Origin of the sequence: Thermoflexus hugenholtzii (assembly GCF_018771565.1) — a bacterium.
Lineage (GTDB): Bacteria > Chloroflexota > Anaerolineae > Thermoflexales > Thermoflexaceae > Thermoflexus > Thermoflexus hugenholtzii_A.
In genome coordinates, this window is record NZ_CP076326.1 from 2,918,292 (window position 1) to 2,934,631 (window position 16,340).

Annotated in this window: 15 protein-coding genes; 6 read left to right on the forward strand and 9 right to left on the reverse strand. The window is 68.2% G+C overall.

All coding sequences use genetic code 11. The features are described from left to right. The first annotated feature begins 3 nt into the window (after window positions 1-3). Genes KNN16_RS13250 through KNN16_RS13265 form a run of 4 tightly spaced genes read left to right on the forward strand, consistent with a single transcriptional unit; the run spans window position 4 to window position 4,449 of the window. The gene (locus tag KNN16_RS13250) at window positions 4-1,350 is read left to right on the forward strand and encodes a pitrilysin family protein (protein WP_303897498.1); all 1,347 of its coding nucleotides are present in this window, start codon (window positions 4-6) and stop codon (window positions 1,348-1,350) included. 21 nt (window positions 1,351-1,371) lie between these two features. Beyond that, window positions 1,372-2,859, forward strand: coding sequence for a nucleoside triphosphate pyrophosphohydrolase (gene mazG, locus KNN16_RS13255; RefSeq protein WP_303897501.1), 1,488 nt, complete (start codon window positions 1,372-1,374; stop codon window positions 2,857-2,859). 16 nt (window positions 2,860-2,875) lie between these two features. Then, the gene (locus KNN16_RS13260; RefSeq protein ID WP_273088211.1) at window positions 2,876-3,253 is read left to right on the forward strand and encodes a DUF192 domain-containing protein; all 378 of its coding nucleotides are present in this window, start codon (window positions 2,876-2,878) and stop codon (window positions 3,251-3,253) included. Continuing rightward, complete coding sequence (locus tag KNN16_RS13265; RefSeq protein ID WP_299282643.1) at window positions 3,226-4,449, forward strand: LysM peptidoglycan-binding domain-containing M23 family metallopeptidase; 1,224 nt, start codon at window positions 3,226-3,228, stop codon at window positions 4,447-4,449. Before KNN16_RS13260 ends, KNN16_RS13265 begins: the two co-directional genes overlap by 28 nt. A 19-nt stretch (window positions 4,450-4,468) precedes the next feature. Here the strand turns inward: KNN16_RS13265 and KNN16_RS13270 are convergent, their stop codons facing one another. From KNN16_RS13270 to KNN16_RS13305, 8 genes are all read right to left on the reverse strand, one after another. Continuing rightward, window positions 4,469-5,770 (reverse strand): hypothetical protein, encoded by a 1,302-nt coding sequence (locus KNN16_RS13270; RefSeq protein WP_303897504.1) that lies wholly within the window; start codon window positions 5,768-5,770, stop codon window positions 4,469-4,471. A gap of 23 nt (window positions 5,771-5,793) precedes the next feature. Next, entirely contained in the window at window positions 5,794-6,801 is a 1,008-nt protein-coding gene (hutG, locus tag KNN16_RS13275) for a formimidoylglutamase (RefSeq protein WP_303897507.1), read from the reverse strand. Then, the gene (gene acpS, locus KNN16_RS13280; RefSeq protein ID WP_299282637.1) at window positions 6,798-7,214 is read right to left on the reverse strand and encodes a holo-ACP synthase; all 417 of its coding nucleotides are present in this window, start codon (window positions 7,212-7,214) and stop codon (window positions 6,798-6,800) included. The genes hutG and acpS overlap by 4 nt, the downstream gene beginning before the upstream one ends. Before the next feature lie 27 nt (window positions 7,215-7,241). Continuing rightward, window positions 7,242-8,027, reverse strand: coding sequence for an alpha/beta fold hydrolase (locus KNN16_RS13285; protein ID WP_303897509.1), 786 nt, complete (start codon window positions 8,025-8,027; stop codon window positions 7,242-7,244). A 19-nt stretch (window positions 8,028-8,046) separates the two neighbouring features. Beyond that, on the reverse strand, window positions 8,047-10,287 hold the full coding sequence (locus KNN16_RS13290; RefSeq protein WP_303897511.1) for a parallel beta-helix domain-containing protein: 2,241 nt from the start codon (window positions 10,285-10,287) through the stop codon (window positions 8,047-8,049). Window positions 10,288-10,387: 100 nt separating this feature from the next. Continuing rightward, the gene (locus KNN16_RS13295) at window positions 10,388-10,591 is read right to left on the reverse strand and encodes a DUF951 domain-containing protein (RefSeq protein ID WP_303897513.1); all 204 of its coding nucleotides are present in this window, start codon (window positions 10,589-10,591) and stop codon (window positions 10,388-10,390) included. A gap of 42 nt (window positions 10,592-10,633) precedes the next feature. Next, the gene (locus KNN16_RS13300; protein ID WP_303897514.1) at window positions 10,634-11,242 is read right to left on the reverse strand and encodes an HAD family phosphatase; all 609 of its coding nucleotides are present in this window, start codon (window positions 11,240-11,242) and stop codon (window positions 10,634-10,636) included. Between the two features lie 108 nt (window positions 11,243-11,350). Beyond that, the gene (locus KNN16_RS13305) at window positions 11,351-11,767 is read right to left on the reverse strand and encodes a VOC family protein (protein ID WP_299282624.1); all 417 of its coding nucleotides are present in this window, start codon (window positions 11,765-11,767) and stop codon (window positions 11,351-11,353) included. Between the two features lie 136 nt (window positions 11,768-11,903). Here KNN16_RS13305 and KNN16_RS13310 point away from each other — a divergent pair, with 136 nt between their 5' ends. Next, complete coding sequence (locus tag KNN16_RS13310; RefSeq protein ID WP_299282622.1) at window positions 11,904-13,370, forward strand: menaquinone biosynthesis decarboxylase; 1,467 nt, start codon at window positions 11,904-11,906, stop codon at window positions 13,368-13,370. A gap of 93 nt (window positions 13,371-13,463) precedes the next feature. Beyond that, window positions 13,464-13,670 (forward strand): DUF2283 domain-containing protein, encoded by a 207-nt coding sequence (locus KNN16_RS13315; RefSeq protein WP_299282619.1) that lies wholly within the window; start codon window positions 13,464-13,466, stop codon window positions 13,668-13,670. A 144-nt stretch (window positions 13,671-13,814) separates the two neighbouring features. On the opposite strand, the gene KNN16_RS13320 is transcribed toward KNN16_RS13315, so the two are convergent. After that, window positions 13,815-16,283 (reverse strand): ATP-dependent Clp protease ATP-binding subunit, encoded by a 2,469-nt coding sequence (locus KNN16_RS13320; RefSeq protein WP_303897520.1) that lies wholly within the window; start codon window positions 16,281-16,283, stop codon window positions 13,815-13,817. Between the last annotated feature and the right edge of the window lie 57 nt (window positions 16,284-16,340).

A 16,340-nucleotide genomic window follows, 5' to 3' on the forward strand; every position in this document is an offset into this window, starting at 1 on the left:
GCCATGGCCCGACGCGCCCCCGCTCTCCCCGTGCCGTCCCGGAGCCGCCGGCGCCCTCGCCCGGTGCGCCGGGACGGCTTCCTCAAAACAAGCCTGGACAACGGCCTCACCGTGGTGCTGAAGGAGCAGCATCACGCGCCGGTGGTGACCTTCTGGATCTGGTATCGGGTGGGCAGCCGGGATGAGCCCACCGGCCTCACCGGCATCTCTCACTGGGTGGAGCACATGCTCTTCAAGGGCACCCCCACTTACCCCAAGGGGACCCTGGATCGCCTGATCTCCCGGGAAGGTGGGGCCTGGAACGGGATGACCTGGCTGGATTTCACCACCTATTTTGAAACGCTGCCCTCAGACCGCTGGACCATCGCCCCGGAGATCGAAGCGGATCGGATGACGAAGGCCCTGTTCCATCCCAAAGAGGTGGAGGCCGAGCGCACCGTCATCCTCTCCGAGCGCCACGGCTACGAGAACAACCCCCTTTTCCTGCTCAGCGAGCAGGTCCAGGCGCTGGCCTTCCAGGCCCATCCCTACGGCCACGAGGTCATCGGATGGCCCGGAGACCTGCAGACCATGACCCGGGAGGACCTCTACCGCCATTACCGGACTTACTACGCGCCCAACAACGCGGTGGTCGTGGCCGTGGGGGATTTCCGCATCCCGGAGGCGCTGCGCGTCATCGAACGCGCCTTCGGGCGCATCCGTCCCGTCCCCGAGATCCCCCGGCTGCGGGTCCAGGAGCCGCCTCCCCGCGGGGAGCGTCGGACGGTCCTTGAGGGAGAGGGGAACACGGCCTATCTGGAGATCGCCTATCTCATCCCCGAGGCCACCCACCCGGATTTCCTGCCCATGGTGGTTCTGAACGCGGTGTTCACGGGAACCGGATCCCTGAGCTTCAGTGGGGGGACTTCCAACAAGACCTCCCGGCTTTACCGGGCTCTGGTGGAGCGCGGGATCGCGGCCGACATCGAGGGCTCCTTGATCCCAACGGTGGAGCCTTTCCTGTATCGTCTGACCGCCACCCTCCAGCCCGGGCGTCATCCCCAGGAGGCCGAGGCCGTGATCGATGCGGAGATCGACCGGCTCCAGACGGAACCCCTCCGCCCGGAGGAGTTCGAGAAGGCTCTGAAACAGGCCCGCGCCGATTTCGCCTATAGCAGCGAGTCGGTCACCAACCAGGGTTTCTGGTATGGCTGGAGCGAGATCTTCGCGGATTACACCTGGTTCGAAGGCTATCTGGACCGTCTCAAACAGGTGACCCCCGAGGATGTCCAGCGCGTCGCCCGCGCCTATCTGGTCCGCTCCCGGCGGACGGTCGGATGGTATCTGCCGACCCGCCGGGCTGCGTCGTGATGCCGACGTGGAGGGAGCGCGATGATCGTGATCCTCGGCCTGGGCCCCGGAGATCCCCGCTACTGGACCCGCGAGGCGCTGGAGGTGCTTCAGGGGATCCGGGAGATCTATGTGCGGACCCGCCGGCATCCGGCGGTGGCCGCCTTGCCCCCGCATCTCATCGTCCACGATTTCGACGCGGTCTATGCGGAGGCGGAGACCCTGGAGGCGGTCTACGAGCGGATCGCCCGGACCATCGTCGAGCTGGGCCGGCGGCCGGAGGGGGTTTGCTACGCCGTGCCGGGCTCCCCCTTCGTTGGGGAGGCCACGGTGGCTCGGATCCGGGCGCTGGCCGCCGAAGCCGGCCTCCCCGTTCGCATCGTCCACGGCCTCAGCTTCATCGAGGTGGCCCTGGAGCTCCTCGGGCTGGACGCGCTGGACGGCTTGCAGATCGCGGATGCCTTTGAGCTGGCCGAGCGCTACCATCCCCCCCTGAACCCTGACCGTCCCGCCCTCATCGCCCAGCTGGACAGCCGGACGGTGGCGGCGGATGTGAAGCTGACCCTGATGAACCAGTATCCCCCGGATCATCCGGTCACCCTCCTGGACGCGGCCGGGCTGCCGGAAGCCCGGGTCCTTACCTTCCCGCTTTATGCCCTGGACCACCGTTCGGATTTCACGCCCCTGACGGCGCTCTATGTGCCGCCCCTGGCCCGACCCGGGGCCTTTGAGACGTTCCAGGACACCATCGCCCATCTGCGCTCCCCGGAGGGTTGCCCCTGGGACCGGGAGCAAACCCATCAGAGCTTGCGCGCCAACCTGCTGGAGGAGGCCTACGAGGTCCTGGAGGCCCTGGACGCCGATGACCCGGCCCGCCTGAAGGAGGAGCTGGGGGATCTGCTCCTCCAGGTGGTCTTCCACAGCCAGATCGCCGTGGAGAGCGGGGAGTTCTCCATGGCCGAGGTCATCGCCCACGTCAACGAGAAGATCCGCCGCCGGCATCCCCATGTGTTCGGAGACGTGAAAGTCAGCGGCGTCCGCCAGGTCCTGGAGAACTGGGAGCAGATCAAGCAACGGGAGAAGGCGGGGCGGGGAGCGGAGACCTCCGCCCTGGATGGGGTACCGAAGGGCCTGCCGGCCCTGGCCCAGGCGGCCGCCTACGGGGAGCGGGCCGCTCGCCTGAAGTTCGACTGGTCCGACGCGGAGGGGGTGCTGGAGAAAATCGGGGAGGAGCTTCGGGAGATCGCCAGCGCGGCGGACTCTGCGCGTCGCGCGGAGGAGTTCGGGGACCTGCTCTTCACCCTGGCTCAGCTCGCCCGCCACTGGGGGATCGATCCGGAGGCAGCCCTCCGGGAGGCCAACGCCCGCTTCGCCCGCCGATTCCGCCGCATGGAAGCGCTGGCCGCTGCGGCCGGCCGTCGCCTCCAGGATCTCTCCCCTGAAGAGATGGATGCGTTGTGGAATCAGGCGAAGGCGGAGGAAGCTCCAGCTGTGCGAGCCTGGCCTGAAGGGGGAGACAAGGCTCCGTAACGATCGGCGTCCGTCCATGCCCGCGCGATGGGTTACCGTCTATAACGCCGAAGGTCGTCCCCTGGCCCGGCTGCGGCTATGCCGCTCCCTGGCGTGTCGCGGGCGCGGGCTGATGTTCCGACGCGCTCTGGATGAGGAGGATGGGCTGTTCTTTGTGTTCCCCCGCGCCGGACGCTGGGAGACCGCCATCCATATGTTTTTCGTCTTTTTCCCGATCGCAGCGATCTGGTTGGATGAAGAAGGGCGCATCGTCCATGCCGTCGAGGCCCGTCCCTTCCGGGTGTATCTCCCTCCGCGCCCGGCCCGCTATCTGATCGAAGGATCGGTCCGTCTGCTCCGGGAGGCCCATGTGGGGGAGGTGTGGACATGGCGCGAGGACGATGGGGCATCGTAGCGGGGCTGATGCTGGCGCTGGCCCTGCTTCGGATCCAGCCGGCCTTCGCCCAGGAGCCCGTCCGCTACACGGTCCAGCCCGGGGATACGCTCACTCGCATTGCGGCGCGCTTCGGCACCACGGTGGAAGCCCTGGCGGAGGCCAACCATCTGGTCAACCCCAACCTGATCTATGTGGGCCAGGTCCTGCTCATCCCGGCCTCCACCGCCTCCCCCTCGCCCTCCGGTCGGGTTCATGCGGTGCAACCCGGGGAAACCCTTTACCGCATCGCCCTGCGTTACGGCACCACGGTGGAACGGCTGATGGCCCTGAACGGCCTTCGCAACCCCCACCGGATCTTCGTCGGGCAGCTCCTCCGGATCCCCGAGGAGGCCCCTGGGACGCCGGCCGCCTGGCCGGCACCCTTCCAAGACATCCGGCTCGGTCCGGCGCCGGCGGTGCAGGGACGGGTCTTTCCGGTGCGGGTGCGGCTTTCCCAGCCGGCTACCCTGGAGGCGCGCTTCCTGGGCATCGCCTTTCCGCTGGCTCCCACCCCGGAGGGCGGGGAGGGCTTGATCGCGGTGCCCGCCATGCAGGCCCCAGGGGTCTATTCCCTGGGGGTGACCGCCCGCACTTCGGACGGCCGGACGGTGCAGGTGAGCCTTCCGGTTCAGGTGGTGGCTGGTCCCTACGGTCGAGAGGCCATCCGCCTGCCGCCCGATCGCCAGGGTCTGCTGGACCCCGAGCTGCTCCGTGTGGAGCGGGAGAAGGTGCTGGCGGCCTGCACGCCCTTTGAACCGGAACGGCGCTGGCAGGGACCCTTCCGGTATCCGGTGGCCCGGCCGGAGGTGACCTCCGAGTTCGGTACCCGTCGCTCGTATAATGGGGGTCCTTACTCCAGCTATCACGAGGGGCTGGACCTGCGAGGGAGCGCTGGAACGCCGGTTTATGCCCCGGCAGACGGCCTGGTGGCCCTGGCGGAGGCGTTGGTGGTGCGGGGCAACGCGGTGATCCTGCGCCACGGATGGGGTATATGCAGCGGCTACTGGCATCTCCAGGCCGTAGCGGTGCGGGAGGGTCAGACGGTGAAGGCAGGGGATCTCCTGGGCTATGTGGGGAACACCGGCCTCTCCACCGGGGCCCACCTCCACTGGGAGATCCGGGTGCGGGGGATCCCGGTTGACCCCCGACAGTGGGTGGAGGGACCCCTGCCGTAGCGTGGTGGGAGGGGTGAGATCAGGACGATGGCCCCAGGGGTTTGCCCTCCGAGAGGGACCAGAGGGCGGGGGGGACGAGCATCCCCTGCCGCCCGATGAGCAGCCCGACTCGCGCCCGCTGTGCCGCCTCCAGGGCCCGATGATCCAGGGCCCGTCCGAACACCACCGGCAGCACCGGATCCCCCACCCCCTGGGCCTGCAGGCGCTCGCGGGCTTCCGGGTGCCGCAGGATCCGCTCCACGAACTCGGTAATGGAGCGGGCCCACACCTTCGCTTTGGCCGAGACTAACAACCAGGCCTCCCGGCCGTCGGGCAGGCGGGCCCGGGCCAGGCCATCGACCTCGCCGAGGCCGTCCAGGGTGATGGAGACCACGGGGGTCAGCAGGGTGCCGCCCTGCTGGGCGATCCATTCCTGGAGGGCCTGGACCATATGTTCTTCAGTGATGGGGCCGATGATCTGGCCGAAGTGGTCCAGGGTGCGCTGGAACTGTTCCTGGCGCAGAAGGACCTGCTGGAGGATCTCCTCCGTGCGGCGCTGGGCTTCGGCCAAGGCGCGGACCTCGGCGCTGAGCTCGGCGAAGCGGCGGTCGGTTTCGGCGCGGTGGGCGACGAATTCCTCGTAATGCCGGCGCTGGGCTTCGGCCAGTTCAGCGAAACGGCGGTCGGTTTCAGCGCGATGGGCGGCCAGGGATTCCTCGGTGCGGCGCTGGGCTTCGGCCAGCTCGGCGAAGCGGCGGTCGGTTTCGGCGCGGTGGGCGGCGAATTCCTCGTAGTGTCGGCGCTGGGCTTCGGCCAGCTCGGCGAAACGGCGGTCGGTTTCGGCGCGGTGAGCGGCCAGGGATTCCTCGGTGCGGCGCTGGGCTTCGGCCAGCTCGGCGAAGCGGCGATCGGTTTCCTCCCGATAGGCCAGGAACTCCTGGCGGTGGGCGGCGAACTCTTCGTAGTGCCGGCGCTGGGCTTCGGCCAGCTCGGCGAAGCGGCGATCGGTTTCCTCCCGATAGGCCAGGAACTCCTGACGGTGGGTGTTGAAGAGCTCGCTCAGGCGACGAACGGTCTCAGTGAGCTCGGCGAGGCGAGCGTCCGTGTGGGCCTGTTGAGCCAGGAACTCCTGACGGTGGGCGACGAAGAGCTCGCTCAGGCGACGAACGGCTTCCGCCAGCTCCGCGAAGCGGCGTTCAGTCTCCGCCCGAAGCCCAGCCAGCTCGGCGGGCATGCGGAGGACCTCCTCCGAGGCCAGCAGGGCCCAGAGGACCTTCCGCCACTCCGGGTGGGTCTCTAAGAGGACCACCAGATCCCGCAGGTCTTCCGCCGTCAGCGCCATCGTATGCCTCCCGTCTGGGATGATTATGGCCCGGCGGGCGGACCTGTGTCAATCCCGGATTCGGATTTCACCCCGACCATCCCCCGCCCGATCAGAAAGGCCCATGCGACCGCCGCCGCAAGCGCCACGGTCCGTCCATCGGGATCCAGAGGTGGAGCGGTTTCCATCAGATCCATCCCCCAGCATGCCGGATGGGCGGCCAACCTCCGCACCAGCGCCAGCACCGACGCGGGTAGCAATCCCCCCGGGCTGGGCGCGGACACCCCGGGCGCGCAGGCGGCCTCGAACACATCCATGTCAAAACTGATGAAAAACCCAAGGGTGCCTGCAGTGACCACCTCCAAGACCTGGGCAGTCAGGACTTCTGGATCCTCCCGATGGACGTGGGCCGCCGGGATCATGTGGACGCCATGCCGGCGGGCGACTTCATAATAGGCCCGGCTGTTGCGTCCCCCCAGCAGCCCGATTTGCACCAGATGCCGCCCCTCGACCAGTCCTTCCTCCAGCAGGCGGCGGAAAGGGGTTCCGCTGGTGATCTCCCCCTCCAGAGGCTCCCGCAGGTCATGATGGGCGTCAAACTGGATCACCCCCAGAGGCTTCCCCAGCCCTTCGATCACCCCCCGCAGGGTGGCATACGAGAGGCTGTGATCTCCGCCCAGGACCAGGGAGCGCAGGCCCTGACGGGTCACCTCCCGCAGCACCGCCGTCACCCGCCGGTGGGTCTCGTGGATATCCGTGTGCACCACGGCCACATCCCCCAGGTCCACCAGCCGGAGGCCTTCCGCCAGATCTACCCCGCTCTCCAGATCGAAGGCTGTCATCCGATAAAGGGCGCGGCGGATGGCCGCAGGGGCCTCCCGGGCACCCCGCCGGCCGATCACCGCGGTGTCAAAGGGGATGCCGATCACCGCCACATGGGCCCCAGCCGGATCCGTTTGCAGCAGATCCGCGATCCGCACGTCCCGGGGATCCGGGGGGACCGGGGAGCGCTCGGGCGGGCGCAGCCAGGGGAGCGGGGGGAAGCCCGTCATGAACGGCGCTCCGAGGGAAGATCGAGAGGGGGAAGCCCTCCGATGGAGGCCACTACCGCGATGGCGAACCCCCCGTCGTGGGTCATGCTCACCGCCCATTGCTTCAGGCCCAGCACCCGGGCGCGCTCCGCGGCCCATCCCCGCAGGTGTACGTGAGGCTGTCCCCGGTGGTCCGGGAGGATCTCCACGTCGTGAAATCCGATGCCCTCGCGGGCCATGATCCGAAGGCCCACCCCCAGGGCCTTGGCGACAGCCTCCTTGGCCGCAAAGCGGGCCGCATACTCAGCCACCCGCCCGCGGCATGCCTGCCGTTCGGCCGGCGTGAAAACCCGCCGGAGCAGACGGTCCCCGAAGCGGGCGATGGCCTGCTCCATCCGTCGGATCTCCAGGATATCCACTCCGATCGCGATCATCCGCGCGCTGTGACTCCGAGAAGGGATTCAGGCATCCGGATCTGTGCGGGAGGCAATCTCCGTCAGGAAGGACCGGATCGCTTCGGCGACGGCTTCGGGCTGCTCCAGCATCACCATGTGGCCTGCCCCCTCGATCCGCACCAGCCGCGCGCCCGGGATATGGGCCGCCAGATATTCCGCATATTTGAAGGGCGTCATCCGGTCCGCTGTCCCGCCGATCACCAGGGTGGGGGCTCGGATCTCCCCCAGGCGGCCCATCACGTCGAAGGCGTCGCACGCCCGATAATCCCCTTCCATCACCCGGGGGTCCGCAGAGAGGAGCATGCGGCGTCCTTCCTCCACCAGCCGAACCGGTGGATCCACTCCCCAGCTCCACTCGGTGATGAGCTCGACCGTGCGGTGGAAATCGGACCGCAGGCCTTCAAGGATCTGAGGGCTGACCCGGAGGCGGGCCCCGGTGGCGATCAGGATCAGCCCCGCCACGCGCTCCGGATGGTGGAGGGCCGCCCACTGGGCGATGGCTCCGCCCATCGAGTGACCCACCCAGATGGCCGGCGGCAACCCCAGGGCGGCCATCCACTCCACCACCACCCGGGTGTAGTCCGCGATGGAGGAGCGCCCGCGCCCCCGGGACCGGCCGTGGCCGGGCAGATCCAGCGCGTAAACGGTCGCCCCCGGGAGGTTCCGCAGCGCCCCGGGCCACACCAGATGGGACTCCCCGGCACCGTGGATCAGGAGCAGGGTGTGACGCGCGTGGACATCGGTGTGAACAGCGTAAAAAATACTGTCCTCGCCGACCGGTTGTTCCGGCATCGCGACCTCCGGGATCCGGCTATCCCAAAAGCTGCACCAGCAGCTGGAGCAGCCGCCAGTAGGCCCGCCGGACCGGCCCTGGCCAGTCCGGCCCGGGCAGGAAGGGTGGGAAGGCTCGGGCCCCCGCTTCCCGCCACAGGTTATCCCATCCGCTGGCGTCCCACAGCAGGTCCGCCCCTGGCAGCCCCGCCGCCCGCACCTTCGGATCCGGGTTGAATCCATTGTGGACCAGAACGTTGTCGTGGATCCAGTTGCGCTCCGGGATGGCCCCCACGTCGAAGACCGTCCCCTTCGGGAAGACCTGGTGCAGGCCCACCACGGCGATGCCCACCGAGGCGTTGTCCCGGATCTCGTTGCCGGTCACCTCGGTCTCATCCGCCGCCATGATCAGGATCCCGGTCCCCGAGGGGACGTTGCCCACAATGGCCCCCGGTTTGGCAAAGTTGGGTCCGTTGTTGCGGATGATGCGGTTGCCGATGATCCGGTTGCGGGAGCCTACCTTCGACTCTAGATTGGGCAGGACGAAGACCAGCAACCCGGCCGCGTTGTCGTGCGCGTAGTTGTTCACCACCGTGATGTTCACGGAGTTCTCCACCTCGATCCCGCTGACGTTGCCGTAGGCCTCGCTGTCGCGGATCACCCCATTGCGGGATTGACCGATGTAGATGCCGGTGTCCCAGGCCCCGGTGGCCACCACCCGTTCGATCAGGATGTCCTCGCTGCCCACCGGATACACGCCGTAAGCCCCGGTGTCCTCGGTGACCACGTCCCGGATCACGATCCCCCGGGCGCCGGGCACCACGATGCCATTGTTGGTGTAATGGCGCACGATGAAGTTCTCCACCGTGAACCCGTCCCGGGTGGCGATGATGCCGTCCCCGCGTATGCTTTCCCCGTCCAGGATCGGCCGCTGGCCGTCCCGGACGATTCCCCTCAGGGTGAGGTTCTCCACCTCTACTACCAGGGACTCCCGGTAGATCCCGGGCTCCACCAGGATGGTGTCCCCGGGGCCGGCCTGATCCAGGGCCGCCTGGATGGACTCACCGGGTCGGACCACCCGGGTCTGCGGAGCGCGAGGAGGTTCCGACGCGGCGGCGGCCCCCACGTTGTAACGGGCGGCCACCGCGCGAGCGGGGTTCTCCAGGCGGGGCACCACCGGCAGGCCGGAGGGGACGGATTCGGGCACCGGGGGCATGGCCGATTCATCCGTCAGGGCATACAGGAAGGCCACCAGGTCCTCGCGTTCCTCCGGGCTCAGGCGGAAGGACTGGATCTTGCTGTCTAAGTTCGGCAGATCCATGCCCCGGCCCCGTCCTCCGCCATCTTTGTAGAAGTCCACCACCTCCTCCAGGGTGGCGAAGATCCCGTTGTGCATATAGGGCGCGGTGAGGGCCACGTTGCGCAGGGTGGGCACCTTGAAGGCCCGCTCGTCCCGAGGGGAGCCGGTGACCTCCGCGCGGCCCCGATCCGCCGGCCCTCCCGGGAGATCCGGCACCCCAATGACCCGGAAGTCCGAGGAGCCGAACAAGGGGAGCGTGTGACACTCAAAGCATCGGGTGCGGCCGGAGCGGAAGAGGTTGAGGCCGCGTCGCTGGGCGGGGGTGAGGGCTGCGGCGTCGCCGGCGGCGAAGCGATCGAAGGGAGAGTTCCGGCTGACCAGGGTGCGCTCGAAAGCGGCGATGGCCTTGGCGATGTTCTCAAACGTCACCGCCGAGCCGTCCCGGCCCCCGAAAGCCCGGTCGAACCGCTCCCGGTATTCCGGGATCGCCTTCAGGGCCCGGACCAGGCGCTCCGGGTCCGTGGCCATCTCCCGAGGATCGGTGAGGGACATACGGGCCGCCTCCTCCAGGGAGGTGGCGCGCCCGTCCCAGAACAGGCGGCGCAGGTAGCCCACGTTCCAGAGGGTGGGGGCGCCCCGCCGCATCGGCTGCCCATCGGCCCCGATGGATCGTCCCTTGCCATCGGTGAAGCCGAGATCCGGATGATGGCAGGTCGCACATGAACGCGTCCGATCGCCCGAGAGGATCGGGTCGTAGAACAGGAGCCGACCCAGCTCCGCCTTCTCGGGGGTCTGGGGGTTGTCCGGAGGGATGGGCATCGGGGGGAAGGGGCGACGGAGGGCCCCGGTCGCGCCGGGCATCCCATCGGACAGACCGCCTGGGGGAAGATCCGGGGGAACCGGCCAGAAGGCCGCGATCAGGAAAAGCGTAATGAGGAGCAGCACCAGCCCGCCGCCGATTCGAATTCCCCAGCGTTTCATGATGGCCCCTCCGAAGATGGGATGTGCAGTGAGAGGCGATCGGCCCATGCCCTGCCCTCGGAGCCTGCCGGAAAGGAGGGTGGGAGGACGGGCCGGATCGTCAGAGCTGCGTCGGCCGGGAGCAACGGACGATCCGTCGGACCCGGCGCTCGAACTCCCGACGGGGCATCAGGACCCGGCGCCCGCAGGTGAGGCAACGGATCCCGATGTCCGCCCCCACGCGGACCACCTGCCACTCCGTGCCGCCGCACGGATGCGGCTTTCGTAGCTGCACCACATCGTCCAGATGGATCTCCAGGGGCATGGCCTCCCTCCGCCTGAGGAGCCGACGGGGCCCTTGGAAGGCTCAGCGTGTCCCGTTGAGCCATTCCTGCAGCTGCCTGAGGACCTCCTCTGGATCTCGGAACAGGATCCCATGCATGCCCAGGGCGCGGGCCGCCTGCACGTTTTCGGGGAGGTCATCGAGGAAAGCCGTCGCCTCCGGGGGAAGGCCCAGGCCCTCCAGAGCGCACCGGTAGATCCGGGGGTCCGGCTTCAACAGCCCCACCTCGGCGGAGATCACCACCACGTCGAAGAGCTCCAGCAGACCCAGCCGGCGCAGCACCTCCCGCAATCCGGACCAGGCGTTGCTGATCAGGCCGAGAGGGATGCGGCCTTTCCACCGCCGCAAGGCCTCCACCAGGGGCTCGTTCAGGCGGTCCCCGGCGAAGAAACGCTCGCGCAGCCGATGGAGAGCCTGCGGATCGGTGATCCCCAGGCGCTCCCCGACGGCCTGCCAGAAGGCCGGCTCCGGGAGCTCTCCCCGCTGGGCGCGCAGGGAGAGATCGCTGGCGAAGAGCAGCGCCTCCAGCGCTTCCCGGCTCATCCCCAGCTCTCGGGCCAGCTGCTCCCGGGGGGAGAGGTCCTCCGTCCGCACCAGCACGCCCCCGAAGTCCACGATCACAGCCCGTCGCATTCCGGAGCTCCCTCCGCCGAGGATGATTTTAGTCTATCCGATCAACAGGGGCCGGGAAATGGAGAAATCCCCGGCCCCATGTGCCCCACCGAGATGGGGTTGCTGGGCTTAGGGCTGGGGTTCGGGAGGCGCGACCTCGCCGCCCTCAGAGGCCCGACGGCGCCGCGGGGCCTTCGGGCGTAGCGATTGCACCAGATGATGGGGGTTCCCGTCGGGATCATAGAACGTTCCGATGATCATCACCCCGGGAACCTCCACCAGATCTCCCACCTGAACCCCCAGGCGCTTCAGGCGCCGGAGGGTGCGCTGGGCGTTTCGCACCGGGAACATCGCCCCGCCTCCGGAGCCCGCCGCCCCCTGATAGAGCAGGATCCCCGGGCCGCGGGGAGGGCCGAACTCCACCCACCGGCCCTCCGGGTCCTCCTCCCGAAGGGGCAGCCCCAGGGTCTCCCCATAAAAGGCCTTCGCCCGCGCCAGATCCCGCACCGGGCACAGCACCCCCTGCACTTTGCGCACCATCGGCATCGCGACCTCCCGGCATGGAGTTTGCCTCCATTATAGTCTCACCCTCATCATTGGTCCGCTCTAAATCGGTCAGGGGGCCGGGGAGGGGGAATTTCGATACACTATGGGGGAACGAGGCTCTGGGAGGAGGTGGAGGATGGCCTATCGGGACCTGCGGGATTTCCTGCGGCGTCTGGAGGAGGCCGGGGAGCTGGTGCGGATCCGCGCCCCGGTCTCCGCGGAGCTGGAGATCACGGAGATCGCGGACCGGGTGATGAAGGGCCCGGCAGCGCGCAACAAGGCACTGTGGTTTGAGAACGTGGATGGGAAGGGGATCCCTGTGGTCATCAATCTCTTCGGCACCCCGCGCCGGATGGCCTGGGCGCTGGGGGTGGAGGATCTGGAGGACCTCCGGCGGCGGCTGGAGGCGTTGCTGCGCCCGGAGCTTCCGCAGGGGGTGGGGGAGGCCCTGGAGCGGCTGGGCCAGGTGCTGGGGGCGTTGCGGAGCATCGGCCTGGGCCCCCGGCGGGTCTCCCGCGCGCCCTGTCAGGAGGTGGTAGAGACCGAGCAGCCCTCCCTGGATCGGTTGCCGATCCTGAAATGCTGGCCGAAAGATGGGGGGCGTTACATCACCCTGGGCCAGGTGATCACGCGGGATCCTCGCACCGGCAAGCGCAACGTCGGGCTGTATCGCCTGCAGGTTCACGACGAACGCACCCTGGGCGTGCATTGGCAGATCCATAAAGGGGGAGCGGAGCACGAGCGGGCCGCCCGGGAGGTGGGGGCGGAGCGCATCCCCATCGCCGTGGCCCTGGGCGGGGATCCGGCCTGCATCTGGGCGGCCAGCGCGCCTTTGCCGCCGGACATCGACGAATACCTGCTGGCCGGCTGGCTCCGGGGCCGGCCCGTCGAGATGGTCCGCTGCGTCACGCAGCCCCTCGAGGTCCCGGCTTCGGCCGAGATCGTCATCGAAGGATACATCGATCCTCGGGAGCAGCGGCTGGAGGGTCCCTTCGGCGACCACACCGGTTACTACACGCCTCCTGAGCCCTTCCCGGTGATGCACATCACCGCCATCACCCATCGGCGGGATCCCATTTATCCCACCACCATCGTAGGGCGCCCGCCCATGGAGGATTACTGGATGGGCAAGGCCACTGAGCGGCTTTTCCTCCCTCTGGTCCGTCTCTTCCTGCCGGAGGTGGTGGATTACAACATGCCTGCAGAGGGAGTCTTCCACAACCTGGTGATCGTGAGCATCCGCAAGCGGTTCCCCGGTCACGCCCGCAAGGTGATCTTCGGCCTGTGGGGTCTGGGGTTGCTCAGCCTGGCCAAATGCATCGTGGTGGTGGATGAGTGGGTGGACGTCCATAACCTCTCCGAGGTGGCTTGGCAGGTTCTGGGGAACGTGGACTGGAAGCGGGACGTGGTGATCGTGGAAGGGCCGGTGGATCACTTGGATCACGCCGCGCCCCTGCGGGCCTACGGGGGCAAGATCGGCATCGACGCCACAGCCAAGGGTCCGGAGGAAGGGCATCCCCGAGGCTGGCCGGAGCGCATCGAGATGAGCCCGGAGATCCGGGCCCTGGTCGATCGGCGGTGGGAGGAATACGGACTTGCATGAAGCATGAAAGGGCACAAGCCTCCTCGCCCTCTGCGGAAAAGGAAGGAGAGAACCTCAGCGTGATCGCCTTGTATTCCGCAAGGAGGGAGCGCTATGAAGGTGCGATATGATCGGGAGGCGGACATCCTGGCGATCGAATGGCTCCCCGAGGGCGTGATCGACCACGCGGAGCATACGGGCTCTCTGATCGCCCATTTCACGGCCGATGGGCAGCTGGCGCTCCTGGAGATCCTGGATGCCCGCCGCTTCCTGGCCCAGGTTCTCCAGGCGGCGCTGCAAGGGGAGGGGGTGTTGACGTAGGGCCCGTCCGCGAATGAGGGCGCGTCCCGAGAGGCCGGAGATCGAATGGGTGGATTCGCGTTCGATTCGGGGACGACTCCCTATCGCGGGGGCGATCCCACGTAAAAACCCGGGGGCGCAGGACGCGCCCCCGGGTGCCATCCCTTAGCCTTCTACGACCAGGGCGGGCGGCGGGGTCAGCTCCTCGATCCCCTTCGCCCGGAAGGTCAGCTGGTCCCCTTCCACATCGATCACCACCGTGTCGCCGGGGCCGAAGCGGCCGGCCAGCATTCCTTCCGAGAGGGCGTCCTCCACCAGGTTCTGGATCACCCGGCGCAACGGCCGCGCCCCATATTCGGGGTCGTAGCCCTTGTCGGCCAGGAAGGCCTTGGCGGCCGGCGTGGCCTCGATGCTCAGGCGATGCTCCTTCAGGCGGGCCGCCACCTTGCCCAGCTCCAGGTCCACGATCTTCAGGATGTCCTCCCGGCTCAGCGGCCGGAAGACCACCACCTGGTCCACCCGGTTGAGGAACTCCGGCCGGAAGACCTTGCGCAGCTCATTGAGGAGCTTCTCCCGCATCTCGCGGTAGCGCCGCTCCAGATCGACCTCCTCCTGCTTCTGGGTGGGGAAGCCCAGGTGGGCCTTGCGGATGGTCTCGGCGCCGATGTTGGAGGTCATGATGATGATCGTGTTGCGGAAGTCCACCTTGCGGCCCCGGGCATCCGTCAGCCGGCCCTCCTCCATGATCTGGAGGAGCATGTTGAACACGTCCGGATGGGCCTTCTCGATCTCGTCGAAAACCACGATGCAGTAAGGCCGGCGGCGGACATATTCCGTGAGCTGGCCGGCGTCCTCGTAGCCCACGTAGCCGGGAGGCGCGCCCACCAGGCGGGAGACGTTGTGCCGCTCCATGAACTCGGACATGTCCAGCTGGAGCAGGGCGTCCTCAGAGCCGAAAAGGAACTCGGCCAGGGCCTTCGTGAGCTCCGTCTTGCCCACCCCGGTCGGCCCAAGGAAGATGAAGGAGCCGATGGGCCGGCGGGGATCCTTGAGGCCGGCGCGGGCCCGTCGCACCGCCCGGGAGATCACGCTGATGGCCTCATCCTGCCCCACGATGCGCTTCTTCAGCTCCTCCTCCATCTGGAGCAGGCGCTGGGATTCGTCCCCGGCGATGCGGCTGACCGGGATGCCGGTCCACATCGAGACCACTTCGGCGATGTCCTCGGCGGTCACCTTCGGCCCTTCATCGGTCTCGCTGCGCATGCGCAGCTGCTGCAGCTGGGCCTGAAGCTCCTCCTCCCGGGCTTTCAGGTCGGCCACGTCCTCGTAGCGGCGCTCGGCCAGGGCCTCCTCCCGCTCCCGCTGCACCGTCCGCAGCTCGTTGTAGACCTTCTGGAGGCTGGGCCAGCGGGCGGCCTTATACATCCGCACCCGGGCGGCGGCCTCATCGATCAGATCGATGGCTTTATCCGGGAGATAACGCTCGGGGATGTAGCGCGCGGAGAGGCGTGCGGCGGCCTCGATGGCCTCGTCGGTGATGGTCAGTTTGTGGTGCTCCTCGTAGCGGTGGCGGATGCCCCGCAGGATCTCGATGGTCTCCTCGATGGTGGGCTCCTCCACCACCACCGGCTGGAACCGGCGCTCCAGGGCCGCGTCGCTCTCGATGTATTTGCGATACTCGTCGAAGGTGGTGGCCCCGATGCACTGGATCTCACCCCGGGCCAGGGCCGGCTTGAGGATGTTGGCGGCGTCCACCGCGCTGCCGGCCGCCCCGGCGCCCACCAGCATGTGCATCTCGTCGATGAACAGGATGCAGTCGGCGCTCTTGAGCTCCTCCAGCACCCGCTTCAGCCGCTCCTCGAACTGGCCCCGATACATCGTCCCCGCCACCAGGGAGGCCACGTCCAGCTGGAGGACCCGCTTGCTGAGGAGAGGTTCGGGGACCTCGCCGGCCACGATGCGCTGGGCCAGGCCCTCGACGATGGCGGTCTTGCCCACCCCGGGCTCCCCGATCAGAGCGGGGTTGTTCTTGGTCCGACGGGAGAGGATCTGGATCACCCGCTCGATCTCCTGCTCCCGCCCGATCACCGGATCCAGCTTCCCCTCCTCCGCCAGGGCGGTCAGATCGATCGCCAGCTGGTCCAGCAGCGGGGTCTTCGGGCGCTCCCGCCGGGGCCGGGCGGCCGCGGTCGTCTCCTGGATCATCCGGTTGGTCTCCCGGCGGATCTGCTCCAGGGAGAGCCCGAGGCTCTTCAGGATGTCCACCGCCATCCCATCCCCCAGGCGGACCAGCCCGAGGAGGAGGTGTTCGGTGCCGATGTAGTGGTGTCCCATCCGCCGGGCCTCGTCGACGGCCAGCTCAATCACCCGGCGGATCCGGGGGGTTAAATCGGGTTTGCTGTGAGGGGTGCGGCGGCCGGGCCCCGACATGCGAAGGACCATCTCCTCCACCTTCTGGGGGGTCACCCCCAGACGTCGGAGCACCTGGCCGGCGATGCCGTTCTCTTCCTTCACCAGGCCCAGGAGCAGATGCTCGGTGCCGATGTAGGTGTGGTTCAGGCGTTCGGCCTCTTCCTGGGCCAGCGCCAGCACCCGCCTGGCCCGCTGGGTGAACCGATCCAGCTTGCTCGACACTGCGTCCTCCTTCCGGCTGACCGCTGAATGTGCCCGGCGAACCCGCAACCGGTTTCA

Coding starts and splice junctions, on each gene's coding strand:
- KNN16_RS13295 (WP_303897513.1), bottom strand. CDS start 10,591: ATGCCCCTGGAGATCCATCTGGACGATGTGGTGCAGCTACGAAAGCCG.
- KNN16_RS13250 (WP_303897498.1), top strand. CDS start 4: ATGGCCCGACGCGCCCCCGCTCTCCCCGTGCCGTCCCGGAGCCGCCGG.
- KNN16_RS13270 (WP_303897504.1), bottom strand. CDS start 5,770: ATGGCGCTGACGGCGGAAGACCTGCGGGATCTGGTGGTCCTCTTAGAG.
- hutG (WP_303897507.1), bottom strand. CDS start 6,801: ATGACGGGCTTCCCCCCGCTCCCCTGGCTGCGCCCGCCCGAGCGCTCC.
- mazG (WP_303897501.1), top strand. CDS start 1,372: ATGATCGTGATCCTCGGCCTGGGCCCCGGAGATCCCCGCTACTGGACC.
- KNN16_RS13290 (WP_303897511.1), bottom strand. CDS start 10,287: ATGAAACGCTGGGGAATTCGAATCGGCGGCGGGCTGGTGCTGCTCCTC.
- KNN16_RS13310 (WP_299282622.1), top strand. CDS start 11,904: ATGGCCTATCGGGACCTGCGGGATTTCCTGCGGCGTCTGGAGGAGGCC.
- KNN16_RS13315 (WP_299282619.1), top strand. CDS start 13,464: ATGAAGGTGCGATATGATCGGGAGGCGGACATCCTGGCGATCGAATGG.
- KNN16_RS13300 (WP_303897514.1), bottom strand. CDS start 11,242: ATGCGACGGGCTGTGATCGTGGACTTCGGGGGCGTGCTGGTGCGGACG.
- KNN16_RS13305 (WP_299282624.1), bottom strand. CDS start 11,767: ATGCCGATGGTGCGCAAAGTGCAGGGGGTGCTGTGCCCGGTGCGGGAT.
- KNN16_RS13285 (WP_303897509.1), bottom strand. CDS start 8,027: ATGCCGGAACAACCGGTCGGCGAGGACAGTATTTTTTACGCTGTTCAC.
- KNN16_RS13260 (WP_273088211.1), top strand. CDS start 2,876: ATGCCCGCGCGATGGGTTACCGTCTATAACGCCGAAGGTCGTCCCCTG.
- acpS (WP_299282637.1), bottom strand. CDS start 7,214: ATGATCGCGATCGGAGTGGATATCCTGGAGATCCGACGGATGGAGCAG.
- KNN16_RS13265 (WP_299282643.1), top strand. CDS start 3,226: ATGGCGCGAGGACGATGGGGCATCGTAGCGGGGCTGATGCTGGCGCTG.